This is a genomic window from Agrococcus casei LMG 22410 (assembly GCF_900163565.1).
Taxonomy (GTDB): Bacteria; Actinomycetota; Actinomycetes; order Actinomycetales; family Microbacteriaceae; genus Agrococcus; species Agrococcus casei.
This window is the reverse complement of sequence record NZ_FUHU01000038.1, coordinates 135051-150772: the sequence shown is the minus strand read 5'-3', so window position 1 is coordinate 150772 and position 15722 is coordinate 135051. Positions and strand designations below refer to the sequence as shown.

The window sequence follows — 15722 nt, the reverse complement described above, 5'->3', positions numbered from 1 at the left end:
ATTGTGGCCTACTGCTGGGATTCTCGGGTCGGCCTGAGGGCAAGCGCTGCGATCGCCATTGCGCCGACGAGCAGCGCGCCGACTCCGAGAACCGTGCCCGGCCATCCGATCGCCAGAAAGACCAGCCCGCCGGCCCACCCCACGACGCTCGAGCCGAGGTAGTAGAAGAAGTTGTAGAGCGACGTCGCCTGCGAGCGGCCGGTGCTTGCCGCGTACGACGTCCAGCCGGTGGCGACCGCGTGGGCTGCGAAGAACCCGAGGGTGAACAGCACGAGGCCGATCAGGATCCAAGCGATGTGCGGGGCAAGGGTGAGGGCCAGGCCGCCGCCCATGACGGCTGTTGCGATCAGGAGCGCCGGGAACCTGCCGACTCTGTCGGCGAGCGACCCCGCCTTGCGTGACGACCAGGTGCCGGCGAGATAGGCGAAGAACAGCAGCGATGTGATCGTCGGAGAGAGACTGAACGGCTCGTCGCGCAGGTGAAACGCCAAGTAGTTGTAGACCGTGACGAAGCCGCCCATGAGCAGAAAGGCCTGGGCGAACAGCGCAAGCATCACGCGGCTGCGAAGGTGGCGGGTGACGAGCCGGAAGAGCGATGCGCCGGTGCCGCGAGCGTGTCGCCGAAAGCCCTGCGGCGTCGGGGTCAGCACGATGAAGACTGCCGTCGATGCCGCCGCGATGATGACGACGGTTGCGACGCCGGCCCGCCAGTCCCACTCGTGCGCGATCGGCGCTGCCACGATGCGGCCGAGCAGTCCGCCGATCGTCGTGCCAGACACATAGGTGCCGGCAGCGAGGGCGCTGTGCTCGCGACGCACCTCCTCTTGCAGGTACGTGACTGCGATCGCGGGGAGCCCGGCAAGAGCGAGCCCTTCGACCGTGCGAAACGCGACGATCAGCTCGAATGTCGGCATGAGCGCGGCGGCCAGGCCGCACACGACCGCGGCCACAAGCGACCAGCGCATTGCCGCGATTCGGCCGATGCGGTCTGCCGCCCAAGACCAGGGGATGACTCCCGCTGCGAGCCCGAGCGTCGTCGCTGAGATCAGCAGAGCCGACTGGTCGGGGCTGACGCTGAGCGACTAGGCGATCTCGGGCAGGATTCCCTGCGGCGAGTACACCTGGGCAAACGTGGCGATGCCGGCGAACAGCAGTGCGACGAGAATGCCCCGGTACTCTCTGGAGCCTCGCGGATGGCCTTCCCACGGCTGCGAAGCGGGGCTGGGGGAGGTCACGGTGTCGATCGTAGTGGTGCCTGCGGCGGCATCGGTCGGCAGCGGTTATCCTTGTCTGGTCAGCCCCCGTAGCTCAGCGGATAGAGCAGGAGCCTTCTAATCTCTTGGTCACAGGTTCGATTCCTGTCGGGGGCGCGTGCACATTCACAACATGCTGCGGCAGCAGCTCGCCGCCAACGCTGGCTCCGGCGAAGAGCTCTCCGGCATTGCCGGGTGGGCTGTCGACATCATGACGGCGCTCGGACCCATCGGTGTCGCCGTCACGATCTTCCTCGAGAATGCCTGGCCGCCCATCCCGAGCGAGATCATTCTGCCGCTGGCGGGATTCACCGCGGCACAGGGCAGCTTCACGGTCGCCGAAGCGATCATCTGGGCGACGGTCGGATCGGTGCTGGGGGCCTGGATGCTGTACGGGCTCGGGCGCGTCTTCGGACACGACCGGCTGGTGGCGATCGCTGAGAAGCTGCCGCTCGTGCGCGGCGCTGACATTTCGAAGACCACCGACTGGTTCAACCGGCACGGCTCGAAGGCCGTGTTCTTCGGGCGGATGCTGCCGATCTTCAGGAGCCTCATCTCGATTCCCGCAGGACTCGAGAAGATGAACTTCGTGCTGTTCTCGGCGCTGACCCTCGCTGGCAGCCTCATCTGGAACTCGATCTTCGTCGGTGCGGGATACCTGCTCGGCGAGAACTGGGAAGCCATCGGCCCGTGGGCAGATGTGCTGCAGTATGTGGTCATCGCCGTGGTCGTGGTGATCATCGTCTGGTGGGTCGTGAAGCGCATTCTCGAGAACCGCAACACGCCGACAGAAGAAAATCCTTAAAAACCGGAATACACTGGACGCGGACTTAGTTGTTCAATTCTGAAGCAGTTCACGACTTGTAAGGATAGACAATGCAGAACATTCCCGGATACCAGGCTGGCACCTACGCGATCGACCCCGTTCACTCGAGCATCGAGTTCTCGGTTCGCCACATGATGGTTGCGAAGGTCAAGGGCCAGTTCGTTGACTTCGACGGCACCATCGTGCTCGCAGAGAACCCCGCCGACTCGTCGGTTGAGGCCACGATTGACCCGAAGAGCGTCGACACCCGCAACAACGACCGCGACAACCACCTGCGCTCGGGCGACTTCTTCTCGACCGACGAGTTCCCGCAGTGGACCTTCAAATCGACCGGCGCGCGCGTTGACGGTGATGACTACTACATCGTCGGCGACATGCAGATCAAGGGCGTCACCAAGTCACTTGAGCTGGAGCTCGAGTTCGGCGGCATCGCTCCCGACGCGGCCGGTGCGATCCGTGCCGGCGCCACCGCGACGACGACGATCAAGCGCTCGGACTTCGGCATCACGTTCAACGTGAACCTCGAGACGGGCGGCGTCATGCTCGGCGACGACATCAAGGTCACCATCGACATCTCGGCTGTCAAGCAGTAGCGACAGTCGACGGATGCGGGGGTCGGTTCGCCGGCCCCCGTTCTTCGTGCGCGGCAGGATTCAGATGCGCACGAAGCACTGGATCGCGTCGTCGAGAGACCAGTACGTGCCCATCGGAACACGTCGCGGCGTGCGACCGAGCATGCGGGTGGCGACGTACTTGGTGTCTGGCTCGTCTGCTGTGACGGCGATGTGCCCGAGCAGGGTTCCTCTCAGGGTGCTGATGCGCCACAGGCCGTCGCGGACCTCGACTGCATCGAGCTCGTAGTGCGCCGGCAGTGCGGCCCGTGTGCGGGGAATAGTGAGTTGCATTGTTACGCTCCCTTCTATGTGCTTCACACGCTAAGAGGCACCACTGACACAGATGGAGGCGCACATGAGAGAGTTCGTGATCGCAGGAGGCTGCTTCTGGTGCCTCGACGCCGCGTACCGGGTGGTCGACGGGGTCTCAGACGTCGTCTCGGGCTACATCGGCGGCACGACGCCGAACCCCAGCTACGAGCTGGTCTGCACCGGAACAACGGGGCACGCAGAGGCAGTCAAGGTCGTCTTCGATGAGACCAAGGTGCCCGAGAACGTCATCCTCGACATGTTCTTCACCATGCACGACCCGCGTCAGCTGAACCGGCAGGGCAACGACATCGGCACGCAGTATCGCTCGGCGATGTTCCCCGCTGACGACGCTCAGCTCGAGCTGTTCGAAGCTGCCATGGCCCGCGCATCCGAGTGGTGGGAAGGCGACATCGTCACGACCATCGAGCCGTTGACCGAGTTCTGGCGCGCCGAGGACCACCACCAGGACTTCTTCGCGCACAACCCGACACAGGCGTACTGCATGGCCGTCGCCGCTCCCAAGGTGAGCAAGATCAGGGCGTCGTTCTCGCAGTACATCAAGGCCTAGAGCCTCTCCACAGGCCGCACCCGTCCACAGGTGCGGCCTCGGGGTTTCGATGTGGCCAGCGGATGCGCACCATGGTTCACATGAACGACATCATCACCGTGGTCGGCAATGCCGCCAGCGATCCAGAGTCCATCGAAACCTCGACCGGAAAGGCGCTCACGAAGGTGCGCGTCGCATCCACCGCCCGCCGCTACAACCCGAGCACCCAGCAGTGGGAGGACTCGGGCACGAACTGGTACACCGTTCGCGCATGGGGCCGCCTCGCAGAGCATCTGCGCGCATCCGTGCAGAAGGGCATGCAGCTCGTCGTGCAGGGCAGGCTGAAGATCGACGTGCGCAAAGGCGACACGGCGACCTTCACCAACATCGACATCGACGCTGACACAGTCGGAGTCTCGCTGCAGTTCGGCACGGTGCGCTTCCAGCGCTCGGCGGGGCAGCAGCAGTCGCCCCAGGCTCCTGAGCCGCAGGGTGCGGCCAGCAGCGGCGGCGATAGCAGTCAGCAGTCCGCGGCGTACGCAAATGCAGGCGCCGGCGGAGGAATGTCCGGATCGGAGTACTTGCCGTTCTGACAGCGATAGTGTGTGTGGTGTGAAGAATCGCCGTGCACAGCGTCTGATGACAGCAGCGATCGCCGGGCTGTCGATGCTCGTGCTCGCCGGATGCTCGCACACGCAGCTGCAGCCCGTTGTGACGCCGTCGGAGACGCCTGAGCCCACCGCCAGCGTCGATCCGAACAGTGCTGCAGGCCGCATCGGCGAGTTCGACAGCACGCTTCGCGAGACTTGGGATGCCGGAGCCGGCGTCGACCGAGACCTCTACATCGAGGCTCTCGTCGAGGCGGGCTTCGGCACCGACTCGATGGAGGCCACCGACAGTATCGACAGCCTCGGCGCGCCGGTGACCTACATCGAGATCGCGGTGCGCATCGGCGGCACCTGCATCATCGGCCAGGCGGGCGAAGCCGGAACATCGTCGATGCTCGCCGCGCCGCTCCAGACCGAGAAGTGTCTTGTGGGAGCAACTCCTCCCGTAGACTGACAGGCATGGCAGAATACGTCTTTTCGATGGTGCACGCCCGCAAGACCGTGGGCGACAAGGTAATTCTCGACGATGTGACCACTGCGATCCTTCCAGGGGCGAAGATCGGTGTCGTCGGGCCGAACGGTGCGGGAAAGTCGACGATTCTCAAGATCATCGCCGGACTCGACCAGCCGTCAAACGGTGAAGCGACCCTGAGTCCCGGGTACTCCGTCGGCATTCTGATGCAGGAGCCCGAGCTCGACGAGACGAAGAACGTGCTCGAGAACGTGCAGCAGGCCTTCGGTGACGTCAAGGCCAAGGTCGACCGCTTCAACGAGATCTCCGCCGAGATGGCGAATCCTGACGCCGACTTCGACGCTCTCATGAGCGAGATGGGCAAGCTGCAGGAAGAGATCGACGCAGCAGACGCCTGGGATCTCGACTCGCAACTCGAGCAGGCGATGAGCGCACTCCGCTGCCCTCCCGGCGACTGGGAGATCAAGAACCTCTCGGGTGGTGAGCGCCGCCGCGTCGCGCTCTGCAAGCTCCTGCTCGAGAAGCCCGACCTGCTCCTGCTCGATGAGCCCACGAACCACCTCGACGCCGAGAGCGTGGAGTGGCTCGAGCAGCACCTCTCGAAGTACCCCGGCGCAGTCATGGCCGTCACGCACGACCGCTACTTCCTCGACCACGTCGCCACCTGGATCTGCGAGGTCGACCGCGGTCGCCTCTACCCCTACGAGGGCAACTACTCGACCTACCTCGAGAAGAAGCACGAGCGACTCAAGGTGCAGGGCAAGAAGGACGCCAAGCTCGCGAAGCGCCTCTCTGACGAGCTCGAGTGGGTTCGCTCGAATTCAAAGGGCCGTCAGGCCAAGTCGAAGGCCCGTCTTGCTCGCTACGAAGAGATGGCGGCAGAGGCAGAGCGCACACGCAAGCTCGACTTCGAAGAGATCCAGATTCCGGCTGGGCCCCGACTCGGCTCGCTCGTGCTCGAGGCTAACAACCTCGAGAAGGGCTTCGGCGATCGCACGCTCATCGAAGGCCTGTCGTTCAGCCTTCCGCGCAACGGCATCGTGGGCATCATCGGCCCCAACGGCGTCGGCAAGTCGACCCTGTTCAAGACGATCGTCGGCCTTGAGCCGCTCGACGGCGGAGAGCTGAAGATCGGCGACAGCGTCAAGATCAGCTACGTCGACCAGGGGCGCGAGAACATCGACCCCAACAAGAACCTGTGGGAGGTCGTCTCAGACGGACTCGACTTCATCCAGGTCGGCAACGTCGAGATCCCGTCGCGCGCATACGTGTCGCAGTTCGGCTTCAAGGGGCCAGACCAGCAGAAGCGTGCCGGCATCCTCTCGGGCGGCGAGCGCAACCGACTGAACCTCGCGCTGACGCTCAAGCAGGGCGGTAACCTGCTGCTGCTGGATGAGCCGACGAACGACCTTGACGTCGAGACCCTGTCAAGCCTCGAGAACGCGCTGCTGAACTTCCCCGGCTGCGCCGTGGTCATCACGCACGACCGGTGGTTCCTCGACCGCATCGCGACGCACATCCTCGCCTACGAGGGCACCGACGAGCAGCCGGCCAACTGGCACTGGTTCGAAGGCAACTACGAGGCATACGAGGCGAACAAGATCGAGCGCCTCGGCCCCGACGCTGCACGTCCCAAGAGCTCGGTGTACCGCAAGCTCACTCGCGACTGATGCGCGAGACCGCTCGCGTTCAGGTCCGCTGGGCCGATCTCGACGGGTACGGCCACGTCAACAACGCGGCGCTCTTCAGCCTGCTCGAAGACGCACGCGTGCAGGTTCTGTGGGCAAGCGATGAAGTCGAAGTCGGCCCCATGGCCGCTGTCGACGGCAGTCCGGGTGCTGGCACCTGGACTGTCATCGCGCACCAGGAGGCCGAGTACCTGGCACAGATTCCGCATCACCGCAGGCCTCTGCAGATCGATGTCTGGATCGGCCGCCTCGGCGGAGCCAGCGTCACGGTCTGCTACGAGGTCATGTCGCCCGACCGCGACGTCGTCTACGCACGTGCGACGACGACAGTCGTCATGGTCGACGCGGCAACAGGCAGTCCTCGCAGGCTCACGGATGCCGAGCGCAGCACGTGGGAGCCGTTCACAGAGGATCCGATCGAGTTCCGACGCCGTTAGCTGAGCGGCAACGGTGCGTTGCCTGTGCGCCTAGAGCGGTGGGGCGACCTCGGCGTACCGTGGCACCATGAATGCACAGAAGGAGCTCGACGAAGAGCTCACAGAATGGCTGCTCGACTCTGACCCGTCGCTTCGCTGGCGCGTGGAGCGCGACCTGCTCGGCGCATCCGACATCCTCTGGGAGGCCACGAGGGCGAAGGTCGCGACGCAGGGCTTCGGCGTCCGGCTGCTCTCCAAGCAGGACGCAGACGGGCAGTGGGCCGGCGGTGCGCACTTTCCGGGCCGTGCAGAGCTCGGCATCGTGGTCGTCGGCAATCCAGAAGCGCAGCCGTGGGTTGCGACGAGCTGGTCGCTGAGCCAGCTGCGCGAGTGGGGAGTCGCAGCCGAGGCGATGGGCGACACGGCTGAGCGGCTGGATGCGAACTGCCGCTGGGAGTACGACGATCTGCCGTTCTGGCAGGGCGAAGTCGATGTCTGTATCAACGCCATGACCCTCGCCAACGGTGCGTGGCTAGGCCGTGACATGTCGCAGCTGGCTGACTGGTTCGCCGAGCATCAGCTCGCAGACGGCGGCTGGAACTGCGAGTGGGAGCTCGGCAAGACCACGAGCTCGTTCCATTCGACCCTCAATGCGCTGCTCGGGCTGCTCGAGTGGGAGCAGCGCACCGGCGACACGCATCTGGCCGAGGTTCGGCACAGGGGAGAGGAATACCTGCTCGAGCGTCGGCTGCTGCACCGCAAGTCGACCGGGCAGGTCGTCGCACCGTTCGTGCGCGAGTTCGCAGAACCGGCTCGGCATCGATACTCGGCTCTGCGGGCCCTCGACTACTTCAGGCGCGCATCCGAGCACGACTCGACAGAGCCGGATGCGCGGCTCGGCGATGCGCTGCGGCTGGCAGTCCACAAGCGGCATGGAGACGGCACGTGGCTGCAGGACGGGCCGCTCGACGGGATCGTGTGGTTTCGCACGGAGCCAGACCACGGCGAGCCCTCGAAGGCCCTGACGCTGCAGGGGCTGCTCGTCACGCGCTGGCTCGAAGCCGCTACATCGTGATGGTTGCGGTCGAGCCAGAGACCTCGATCGTGAACTCCTTGAGTGCTGTGGGAGCCGGGCCGGCCAGCACGTCACCTGTCGTCACGTCGAACTCCGAGTTGTGGCAGGGGCAGTGAATCACTGACTCGCGCATCCGCACTGTGCACCCCTGGTGCGTGCAGACTCCGCTGAAGGCGTGGAACTCGTCTTCAGCGGGCCGGGTCACGATGACGGCGTTCTTGTCGATCTGCAGGAAGCCGCCTGATCCGACGCTGATGTCATCGATCTCGAAGGTCGCGGTGCCGCCGGTGCCGGGCTCGAGCTCGACGAAGTCGTCGCCGCCAGCACAGGCAGACAGCGTCATGGCGCCGCCGGCAAGGCACGCGCCGATCGCGGCTCGGCGTGTGAGCTGTGGTCCGGATGCGTTGCTGCTCATGTGACTCCCCGTCGTGCTGTGTAGATCAGTGTTGTTCCGAAGTCGCCGATTGCCGGATTCACCTCGGCGTCGACGAGCGTCGCCTCGAGGTGCATGCCGATGCGCTCAGCGACCTTCGCCGAAGCGGTGTTGTCGCGGTCGAGCCTTGCGATGACCCGGTGTGCCCCGAGATCGAATGCGAGGTCGAGCACCGCTTCTGCCGCCCGCGTCGCGAACCCGCGGCCGGTCTCTGCAGGGTTGAGCGACCATCCGATCTCTGCCTGCCGGCTCGCCAGCGAGACGATCTGCAGCATGACGTCGCCGACGACCCGGCCGTCGGATTCGATCGCGAGGTTGCAGGCGTCGCCGTCGCGCAGAAACACCGGTGCGCCGCCAGCGACCCATGCGCGCAGCTCAGCGGGCGTCTGGTCGGGCGCGTACATGAACCGGCGGTTGTCAGGGTGGTTGCGGTAGCCGGAGACCGCGTCGAAGTCTGCGGGAGTGAACGTGCGCAGGCGCAGGTCGTCGACCTCGATGGGAAGCCTGGCGGCGATGCTCACCATGAGGTCGTCGGGGTCGAACGGCGAGACGCTCATGCGCTGGCCTCGGGGATGCGCACCATGCCCTCTTGGGCGAACGACGCGACGTGGGTGCCTTCGCGATCGAAGACGCGGCAGTGGGCCAGGCCGCGGCCGCCGCCGGAGAAAGTGGTGTGCATGCGCAGCAGCAGCCAATCGTCGACGCGCACTGGACGGTGCCACCAGATTGCGTGGTCGAGGCTTGCGACCTTGAGCCCAGGCGTCAGCCAGTGCACGCCGTGACGCTGCAGCACTGGCTCGAGAATCGACATGTCGCTCATGTACAGCAGCGCCGCCTGGTGCAGCGCGTCGTCGTCAGGCAGTGCCGACTTCGCCTTGACCCACATGTGGTTCATGCCGCTGTTGGGCTTGTACGCCGCGTTCGGCGCCCAGATCGGCCCCTCGACATGGCGGATGTCGAAGGCGCGGCCTTCATCCCAGTGACGCGCGGCTGGGTGGTCGATGCCCTTCAGGAACTCGCCGACGGGAGGCAGCGACTCGGGGTCGGGCATGCCCTTTGGCATCGGGGACTGCGCCTCGGGGCCGCCGTCTGCGGTCTGGAACGAGGCGATCATCGACAGGATCGGCTGCGCCTCTTGATAAGCCTGGGTGCGACGGGTCGCGAACGACCGGCCGTCGTGAATGCGGTCAACCGAGAAGGTGATCGTCTTCTCGACGTCGCCCGGGCGCAGGAAGTACCCATGCAGCGAATGGATCGGCCGATCGTCTTCCATGGTGCGCTGCGCGGCGACTGCCGCTTGCGCCATGACCTGGCCGCCGAAGACGCGGCCGCCCATCATCCAGTGGCTTTTGCCGACGAAGATGTCTTCGGTCGTGCGCGCGTCTGTGCTCGAGAGCTCGAGCACATCGAGCATCTGCTGCACCGGGTCTGCCGGGATCTGCGGAATCTGCGAATCGGTCACCCGCCCAGTCTAGGCAACTTCGGTCATTAGGCTGGTCGGGTGACCAGCATTCTGAGCCTTCATGACGAGCATATTCGAACCGATCTGATCACCATGCTGCAGCGAGCCCTGCAATTCTCGGATCAGGGCGTTCGATTCGTCAGCCACGGGGGAGTCGTGCTCGTGACGGTGCCGATCACTGCGACGTCGGGCCTGCTCGACATGGGCAGCACGATTCTCGGCATGCGCGCGATGCGGCTCGGGGCCGAGGCGCAGTTCGACGCTGTTGTGCCGATCGCCGCGAGCGTGGAGGCGCTCGGCGATGGCGCTGACCTCGAGATTCCGTCAGCAGTGAATGTGCCTGCGTGGGCTGCGATCACTCCGCCGAGGTCGGGCTGGCAGCACGTCGGCGATGCAGAGGCGGATGTGGTGCGAGCGGCCGCAGAGACCACCCAGAAAGAAGTCGCCCGACTGTTGCCTGACAGCGCAGGCGAGGCGATCATCCGTCGTGTGCGTCGTGAAGTGTGGGCTGATCCGGTGCACGCGATGCCCGATCTGACGCGTGGGGCCGCAGTCGCTCTCGACGGCCTCGGGTTTCTGGGCTCTGACCCCGTGCGGGTCACATCGGCGGGCCCGTGGGTGCGCGCATCGACGAAGCTCGGCGACGTGCTCGAGAAGCGCGGGCTCTGACGGCTGCGGCTCTGGATAATTCGTCTGCATTCTGGGAGCATTGTCGTACTCAATGCAAAGGAGCCGCTCATGAGTGCCCCCAGTCTCGCAGCATCGCCCGGACCGACCGCGGTTCGCATGCCGGTGGTCGCGGCGATCAGACGCCTGATCATCACGATGGCCGTCTCGCTGCTGCTTGGATCGTTGCTGCTCACCAGCAGCAAGGGACGCTCGCTCGGAGGAGTGAACTCAGACGGGCAGTGGCTCGACGAGTTCGGCGAGCTCTCGGCGCAGGCGCCCGAAACCATCCAGCTCACCCTGCACCCGTCGCCGCTCGGCGTCATCGCAGCGTTCGTCGTGCTGCTCTGGGCTCTCGGTCGGGTCATGCGCGGCACTCGCACCGACGCAGAGGCTGTGGCGTTCTTGCGCAAGGTCGAGCGGTGGTTTATCATCGCCCTCGTCGTCGGCGTCGTGTACAGCCAGCTGCTGTTCTGGATCACTCCGATCGAAGGCTGGGGTGCTGCGGGCGGATTCTGGCTGCACCCGTTCCCGTTCGCCACGATCGACGTCTCGTACGGCTGACGAATCAAGTTCTGAAGCCGGCCTATACGTATGCTCCGGCTCTATGGAAATCGCGTCAGCGATTTCGTGGAAAGACCGGGATCTGAAGCCGGCCTATACGTATGCTCCGGCTCGATGACCAGTGTGCAGGCATCCGCCAAGGAAGGTGCCTTCGAGCGAACGGTAGCCGTGCACGCCTCCGCCGCCGAAGCCCGCTGCCTCGCCGACTGCGAAGAGCCCGGGCACCGGGTTGCCAGCGGCATCGAGGGCCTGTGACCGAAGGTCGGTCTGCACGCCGCCGAGCGTCTTGCGCGTGAGCGTGTGCAGCCGAACCGCGATCAGCGGCCAGTGGCGCTCGTCGAGCAGCTCGTGCGGCTTCGCAGTGCGCACGAGTCGCTCACCGAGGAACTCGCGCGCCGCATGGATGGCTCGAACCTGCTGATCCTGCGTCTGCGGGTCGCGAACTGCAGCGTCGCGCTCTGCGATCGCAGCTCGCACGCTTTCGGCATCGAGCCCCTCACCGAGCTGCTGCATGCGATCGAGCAGCTCGTCGAGCGAGTTCGCGACGATGAAGTCTTCTCCGTGATCGAGAAACGCCTGCACCGGCCTGGGTGCTCCTGGCAGCACACGCTTTGCCAGCAGCCCGAGGTCCTTCTCGGTGAGGTCGGGGTTCTGCTCAGAGCCCGAGAGCGTGAACTCCTTCTCGAGGATCGACTGCGTCAGCACGAACCACGAGTGGTCGCTGCCGGTGCGGCGCAGGTGCTCGAGGGTGCCGAGCGTGTCAGAGCCGGGGTAGAGGGCCGAGGGCAGGCGCTTGCCTGACTGGTCGACCCAGAGGCTCGACGGACCGGGCAGGATGCGGATGCCGTGGTTCTTCCACACAGGGCTCCAGTTGCGGATTCCCTCGGTGTAATGCCACATGCGATCCTCGTTCACGACCGCGGCGCCCGACTCGCGGGCCAGCTCGATGCCGCGTCCGTCGACATGCTCGGGAACACCGCGCACGATGTCGGTCGGAGCTTCGCCGAGCGACGACGGCCACCGCTCGGTGACGCGGTCGAGGGCGCCGCCGATGCCGCCCGTGGCGATCACGGTCGACTCGGCGCGAATCTCGAACTCGCCTGTGACGTCGCGGTTCGATGCTTCACCTCGCTCAGCGAGGTCTTCAGCGAGCACGGCACCGCGCACTCCGACGACGGCGTCGCCCTCGCGGATCAGCGCATCCGCTCGATGTCGAAACTTGAGTGTCACGAGACCCTCTTCGACGCCGGCGCGCAGCAGCCGCGTGAACGGCGCGACGAGGCCGGGGCCGGTGCCCCAGGTGATGTGGAATCGGGGGAGTGTGTTGCCGAAGCCGCCGTCGATCGCGGCACCGCGCTCTGCGTGCCCGACGACCGGAAAGAACGAGACGCCGCGCTCGCGCAGCCAGCCGCGCATGTCGCCGGCGGCCCAGCCGAGGTACGCCTCGGCCCACTGCCTGCCCCAGCTGTCGGTCTCGCGATCGAAGCCGGCGGCGCGCATCCAGTCGTCGTGAGCGACCTCGTGCGAGTCGCGGATGCCGAGCCTGCGCTGCTCTGGAGTGTCGACCATCAGTAGCCCGCCGAATGACCAGAAAGCCTGCCCGCCGAACGAGCGGCTGGGCTCTTGATCGATGAGGGTGACGCGTCTGCCGCGAGCGACCGCTTCGGCGGCGGTCACGAGGCCGGCCAGACCGGCTCCCACGATGACGACATCGGTGCTGGTGGTCTGGCTCATGCGGTGCCTCCGTTGGCGCTACCCGCGGAATGCGGTGTTGTGGTTGATCATGGCGGTGGCCGCTCGCTCGAAGTAGTCGAGCATCTCGCCGTGGATGATGGGTGCGACGTCTGACTCGTCGAGGGAGGCAGTCATGTGCTGCACCCAGCGGTCACGTGCGTCGAGGTCGATCTCGAACCCGACGTGCCGCATGCGGAGTCGCGGATGCCCGCGCTCCTGCGAGTAGGTCGTCGGCCCGCCGAAGTACTGGGCGAGGAAGAACGCGAGGCGCCATTCGGCTCCCTCGCGGTCGTCTTGCGGGTACATCGGCCGCATGACCTCGTCTTGCCAGACGCGGTCGTAGAAGCGGTGAACGAGCAGCGTGAAGAACTCCATGCCGCCGACCAGATCAAAGATTGTGTGGCCGACGGTCGGACCGCCCGCGCTCATGCGGGGCTGCATGGGGCGTGACTTCTGCTGCTCGTTCACCGGTGATGCTCCTGCTTCTCTGTGCCTACTTTTGTGCGTCGCGCTGCTGCACGGCCACTGCGCGGTCGACACCGGCGAGCAGCTCGCGAACGAGGCGCGTCAGCGATGCCGGACGCTCCTTCTCGGCCAGCCACTCGCGTGTCGCCGATGCGAGCTCGGGGCTCGCGGCGGTTGCCGGGTAGAGGCCCTGGATGAGCTCTTCAGCCATCTGGTACGAGCGCTTCTCCCACGTGGAGTCGATCGACGAGTGGTAGCGCTCGATGAGCGTCGCCAGCTCTGCCGGATCGTTGACGTGCGAGAGGCCGAGGCCCGTGTAGCGAACGATCATGTTCGGCACGTCGCCGTCGACGACTGCGTCGAACGCAGCGCGCTTCGCCTCAGCGGTCGGCACGGTCGCACGGACGCGAGCCGCTGCCTGGGCGCCGTTGGCCGTGTTGTCGGCCTTGTGCGCTGCGTCGACCTCTGCCTCGCCGGCTGCGCCGTTCAGCACGAGTCCGCCGAGCAGCTGCCACGACAGGTCGGTGTCGATCTCGAGGCCCTCGAGCTTCTCGTCGCCCGACTGCAGCGCCTTGAGGGCCGCAACGTGCTCGTCGGTCGACGCGATGCCGGCGAATGCGGTCACGAACTGGAACTGCGCATCCGATCCCGCTTCTGCCGACGTGGCAAGCTGCCACAGGCTGTCGCCGACGAGGCGGATGGTCTCGGCTCGGGTCGACGGATCGACGTACGTGCGTGCCGTCTGCGCGACCTGCGCGAGAGCGGAGCGCAGCGTGGTCGACTCGGTCTCTGCGTGGATGTGCTTGAGCACGAGGTCGACGTAGTCGCGTGCTGCGATCTCGCCGTCGCGCGTGGCGTCCCATGCCGCACCCCACACGAGTGCGCGGGCCAGCGGGTCGACGATGTCGCCGACGCTGCTCCAGGCTGCCTGCCACGACTGGTCGTCGAGGCGGATCTTCGCGTAGGCGAGGTCGTCGTCGTTCAGCAGGATCATCTCGGGGCGCTGCTTGCCGACGACGTCTGCGATCTCGGTCTCGGCGCCGTCGATGTCGAACTCGAAGCGCTCAGCGCGCTCGAATCCGCGCTCGGTGCGGTTGTAGAAGCCCAGTGCGATGCGGTGCGGGCGAAGGGTGGGGTAGTCGTCGGGTGCGCTCTGCTGCACCACCAGCTTCTGGATGACGCCCTCTGCATCCGTCTCGACGACGGGGCGCAGCGTGTTGACGCCGGCCGTCTCGAGCCAGAGCTTCGACCACTCGGTCAGCTCGCGTCCGCTGGCTGCCTCGAGCTCGACGAGCAGGTCTGCCAGCACCGTGTTCTTCCATGCGTGCTTCTTGAAGTAGGCGCTGAGCCCCTGCATGAACGACTCGATGCCGACCCATGCGACGAGCTGCTTGATGACCGAGCCGCCCTTCGCGTAGGTGATGCCGTCGAAGTTGACCTGCACGTCGTCGAGATCGCGGATCTCGGCCACGATCGGGTGCGTCGACGGCAGCTGGTCCTGGCGGTATGCCCAGGTCTTCTCGAGCGCCTGGAAGGTCGTCCATGCGCCCTTCCACTCGGTCGCCTCAGCGGTTGCCAGCGTCGACGACCACTCGGCGAACGACTCGTTGAGCCAGAGGTCGTTCCACCACTTCATGGTCACGAGGTCGCCGAACCACATGTGGGCGAGCTCGTGCAGCACGGTCACGACGCGACGCTCCTTGATGGCGTCGGTCACCTTCGAGCGGAAGATGTAGGCCTCGGTGAAGGTGACGCAGCCTGCGTTCTCCATGGCGCCCATGTTGTATTCGGGGCAGAAGAGCTGGTCGTACTTGTCGAAGGGGTACGGAACATCGAAGTTCTGCTCGAAGAACTCGAAGCCGCGCTTCGTCGTCTCGAAGATGTAGTCGGCGTCCATGTGCTCGGCGAGCGACTCGCGGCAGAACACGCCGAGCGGAATCGTGCGCCCGTCGGACGAGGTCAGCTCGTCGCGGAACTCCTTGTAGGGGCCTGCCACGAGTGCGGTGATGTACGACGAGATGGGAGGCGTCTTTTCGAAGCGCCAGGTGCCGACTTCGCCGTCGATCTCGGGCTCGGGGGTCGGCTGGTTCGAGACGACCTTCCAGCGGGCGGGAGCCACGACGTTGAAGCTGAACTCTGCCTTGAGGTCGGGCTGCTCGAACACCGAGTAGACGCGGCGTGCGTCGGGCACCTCGAACTGGCTGTAGAGGTAGACCTCGCCGTCGACGGGGTCGACGAAGCGGTGCAGGCCCTCGCCCGTGTTCATGTAGATCGCGTCTGAGACGATCGTCAGCTCGTTCTCGGCTGCGAGGCCGGGCAGCTGGATGCGAACGCCGTCGTTGACCTCTGCCGGGTCGAGCTCGACGCCGTTCAGCGTCACGGAGTGCACCGTGCGAGAGATGTGGTCGATGAAGGTCGACGCACCGTCTGTCGCAGTGAACTTGACGGTCGTGGTCGACCCGAACACCTCATCGCCCTTGGTGAGGTCGAGGGTGATGTCATACGACTCGGTCGCGACGATTGCCGCCCGGTCGGATGCTTCCTGCCGTGTGAGGTTCTCTCCTGGCACTGTTGCTCCTTTGCTTCT

General features: G+C 65.7%; 19 protein-coding genes and 1 tRNA gene. 11 read left to right on the top strand and 9 right to left on the bottom strand.

The genetic code is table 11. From position 1 onward, the window contains the following. Positions 1–8: 8 nt before the first annotated feature. Complete coding sequence (locus CZ674_RS09560; RefSeq protein ID WP_234988541.1) at positions 9–1046, bottom strand: MFS transporter; 1038 nt, start codon at positions 1044–1046, stop codon at positions 9–11. A 36-nt stretch (positions 1047–1082) separates the two neighbouring features. Continuing rightward, complete coding sequence (locus CZ674_RS14395; protein ID WP_234988533.1) at positions 1083–1235, bottom strand: hypothetical protein; 153 nt, start codon at positions 1233–1235, stop codon at positions 1083–1085. A gap of 62 nt (positions 1236–1297) precedes the next feature. On the opposite strand from CZ674_RS14395, the gene CZ674_RS09555 reads away from it, so the two are divergent. The 3 genes from CZ674_RS09555 to CZ674_RS09545 all read left to right on the top strand — a co-directional run bounded on the left by CZ674_RS09555 (position 1298) and on the right by CZ674_RS09545 (position 2672). Then, a tRNA-Arg gene (locus CZ674_RS09555) sits at positions 1298–1370 on the top strand. Between the two features lie 16 nt (positions 1371–1386). Next, a complete protein-coding gene (locus CZ674_RS09550; RefSeq protein WP_086992340.1) occupies positions 1387–2058 on the top strand; it encodes a DedA family protein in 672 nt (223 codons plus the stop codon). Between the two features lie 71 nt (positions 2059–2129). After that, on the top strand, positions 2130–2672 hold the full coding sequence (locus CZ674_RS09545) for a YceI family protein (RefSeq protein WP_086992285.1): 543 nt from the start codon (positions 2130–2132) through the stop codon (positions 2670–2672). Between the two features lie 60 nt (positions 2673–2732). On the opposite strand, the gene CZ674_RS09540 is transcribed toward CZ674_RS09545, so the two are convergent. After that, the gene (locus CZ674_RS09540) at positions 2733–2984 is read right to left on the bottom strand and encodes a hypothetical protein (protein ID WP_086992284.1); all 252 of its coding nucleotides are present in this window, start codon (positions 2982–2984) and stop codon (positions 2733–2735) included. A gap of 64 nt (positions 2985–3048) precedes the next feature. Here CZ674_RS09540 and msrA point away from each other — a divergent pair, with 64 nt between their 5' ends. The 6 genes from msrA to CZ674_RS09510 all read left to right on the top strand — a co-directional run bounded on the left by msrA (position 3049) and on the right by CZ674_RS09510 (position 7811). Further along, positions 3049–3573 carry a peptide-methionine (S)-S-oxide reductase MsrA gene (gene msrA / locus CZ674_RS09535; RefSeq protein ID WP_086992283.1) on the top strand — a complete coding sequence of 175 codons (525 nt, stop codon included), beginning with the start codon at positions 3049–3051 and terminating at the stop codon, positions 3571–3573. Between the two features lie 80 nt (positions 3574–3653). Further along, entirely contained in the window at positions 3654–4145 is a 492-nt protein-coding gene (gene ssb, locus CZ674_RS09530) for a single-stranded DNA-binding protein (RefSeq protein WP_159456954.1), read from the top strand. A gap of 19 nt (positions 4146–4164) precedes the next feature. After that, positions 4165–4614 carry a DUF6993 domain-containing protein gene (locus CZ674_RS09525; protein WP_143244705.1) on the top strand — a complete coding sequence of 150 codons (450 nt, stop codon included), beginning with the start codon at positions 4165–4167 and terminating at the stop codon, positions 4612–4614. A 5-nt stretch (positions 4615–4619) separates the two neighbouring features. Beyond that, complete coding sequence (gene ettA / locus CZ674_RS09520) at positions 4620–6302, top strand: energy-dependent translational throttle protein EttA (protein ID WP_086992280.1); 1683 nt, start codon at positions 4620–4622, stop codon at positions 6300–6302. Next, entirely contained in the window at positions 6302–6757 is a 456-nt protein-coding gene (locus tag CZ674_RS09515) for an acyl-CoA thioesterase (protein WP_086992279.1), read from the top strand. Before ettA ends, CZ674_RS09515 begins: the two co-directional genes overlap by 1 nt. A 67-nt stretch (positions 6758–6824) precedes the next feature. Beyond that, positions 6825–7811, top strand: coding sequence for a prenyltransferase/squalene oxidase repeat-containing protein (locus CZ674_RS09510; RefSeq protein WP_086992278.1), 987 nt, complete (start codon positions 6825–6827; stop codon positions 7809–7811). Here CZ674_RS09510 and CZ674_RS09505 read toward each other — a convergent pair. Genes CZ674_RS09505 through CZ674_RS09495 form a run of 3 tightly spaced genes read right to left on the bottom strand, consistent with a single transcriptional unit; the run spans position 7801 to position 9706 of the window. Next, a complete protein-coding gene (locus tag CZ674_RS09505) occupies positions 7801–8226 on the bottom strand; it encodes a QcrA and Rieske domain-containing protein (protein WP_086992277.1) in 426 nt (141 codons plus the stop codon). The genes CZ674_RS09510 and CZ674_RS09505 overlap by 11 nt on opposite strands. Next, positions 8223–8801, bottom strand: coding sequence for a GNAT family N-acetyltransferase (locus CZ674_RS09500; protein WP_086992276.1), 579 nt, complete (start codon positions 8799–8801; stop codon positions 8223–8225). Before CZ674_RS09500 ends, CZ674_RS09505 begins: the two co-directional genes overlap by 4 nt. Continuing rightward, positions 8798–9706 (bottom strand): acyl-CoA thioesterase, encoded by a 909-nt coding sequence (locus tag CZ674_RS09495; protein ID WP_327078621.1) that lies wholly within the window; start codon positions 9704–9706, stop codon positions 8798–8800. Before CZ674_RS09495 ends, CZ674_RS09500 begins: the two co-directional genes overlap by 4 nt. A 39-nt stretch (positions 9707–9745) precedes the next feature. Between CZ674_RS09495 and CZ674_RS09490 the strand changes: the two genes are divergently transcribed. Together CZ674_RS09490 and CZ674_RS09485 are read left to right on the top strand one after the other, a co-directional pair. Further along, positions 9746–10375: a hypothetical protein gene (locus tag CZ674_RS09490; RefSeq protein ID WP_086992275.1), complete on the top strand. Its 630-nt coding sequence runs from the start codon at positions 9746–9748 to the stop codon at positions 10373–10375. Between the two features lie 69 nt (positions 10376–10444). Beyond that, positions 10445–10936, top strand: a complete 492-nt coding sequence (locus tag CZ674_RS09485) for a hypothetical protein (RefSeq protein WP_086992274.1) — start codon at positions 10445–10447, stop codon at positions 10934–10936. Positions 10937–11029: 93 nt separating this feature from the next. Here CZ674_RS09485 and CZ674_RS09480 read toward each other — a convergent pair whose 3' ends face one another. From CZ674_RS09480 to pepN, 3 genes are read right to left on the bottom strand one after another with little or no spacing between them, the layout of a single operon-like run. After that, positions 11030–12670, bottom strand: coding sequence for an FAD-binding dehydrogenase (locus CZ674_RS09480; RefSeq protein ID WP_086992273.1), 1641 nt, complete (start codon positions 12668–12670; stop codon positions 11030–11032). Positions 12671–12688: 18 nt separating this feature from the next. Then, positions 12689–13138, bottom strand: a complete 450-nt coding sequence (locus CZ674_RS09475; RefSeq protein ID WP_234988532.1) for a globin — start codon at positions 13136–13138, stop codon at positions 12689–12691. Between the two features lie 25 nt (positions 13139–13163). Next, a complete protein-coding gene (gene pepN / locus CZ674_RS09470) occupies positions 13164–15704 on the bottom strand; it encodes an aminopeptidase N (protein WP_086992272.1) in 2541 nt (846 codons plus the stop codon). Between the last annotated feature and the right edge of the window lie 18 nt (positions 15705–15722).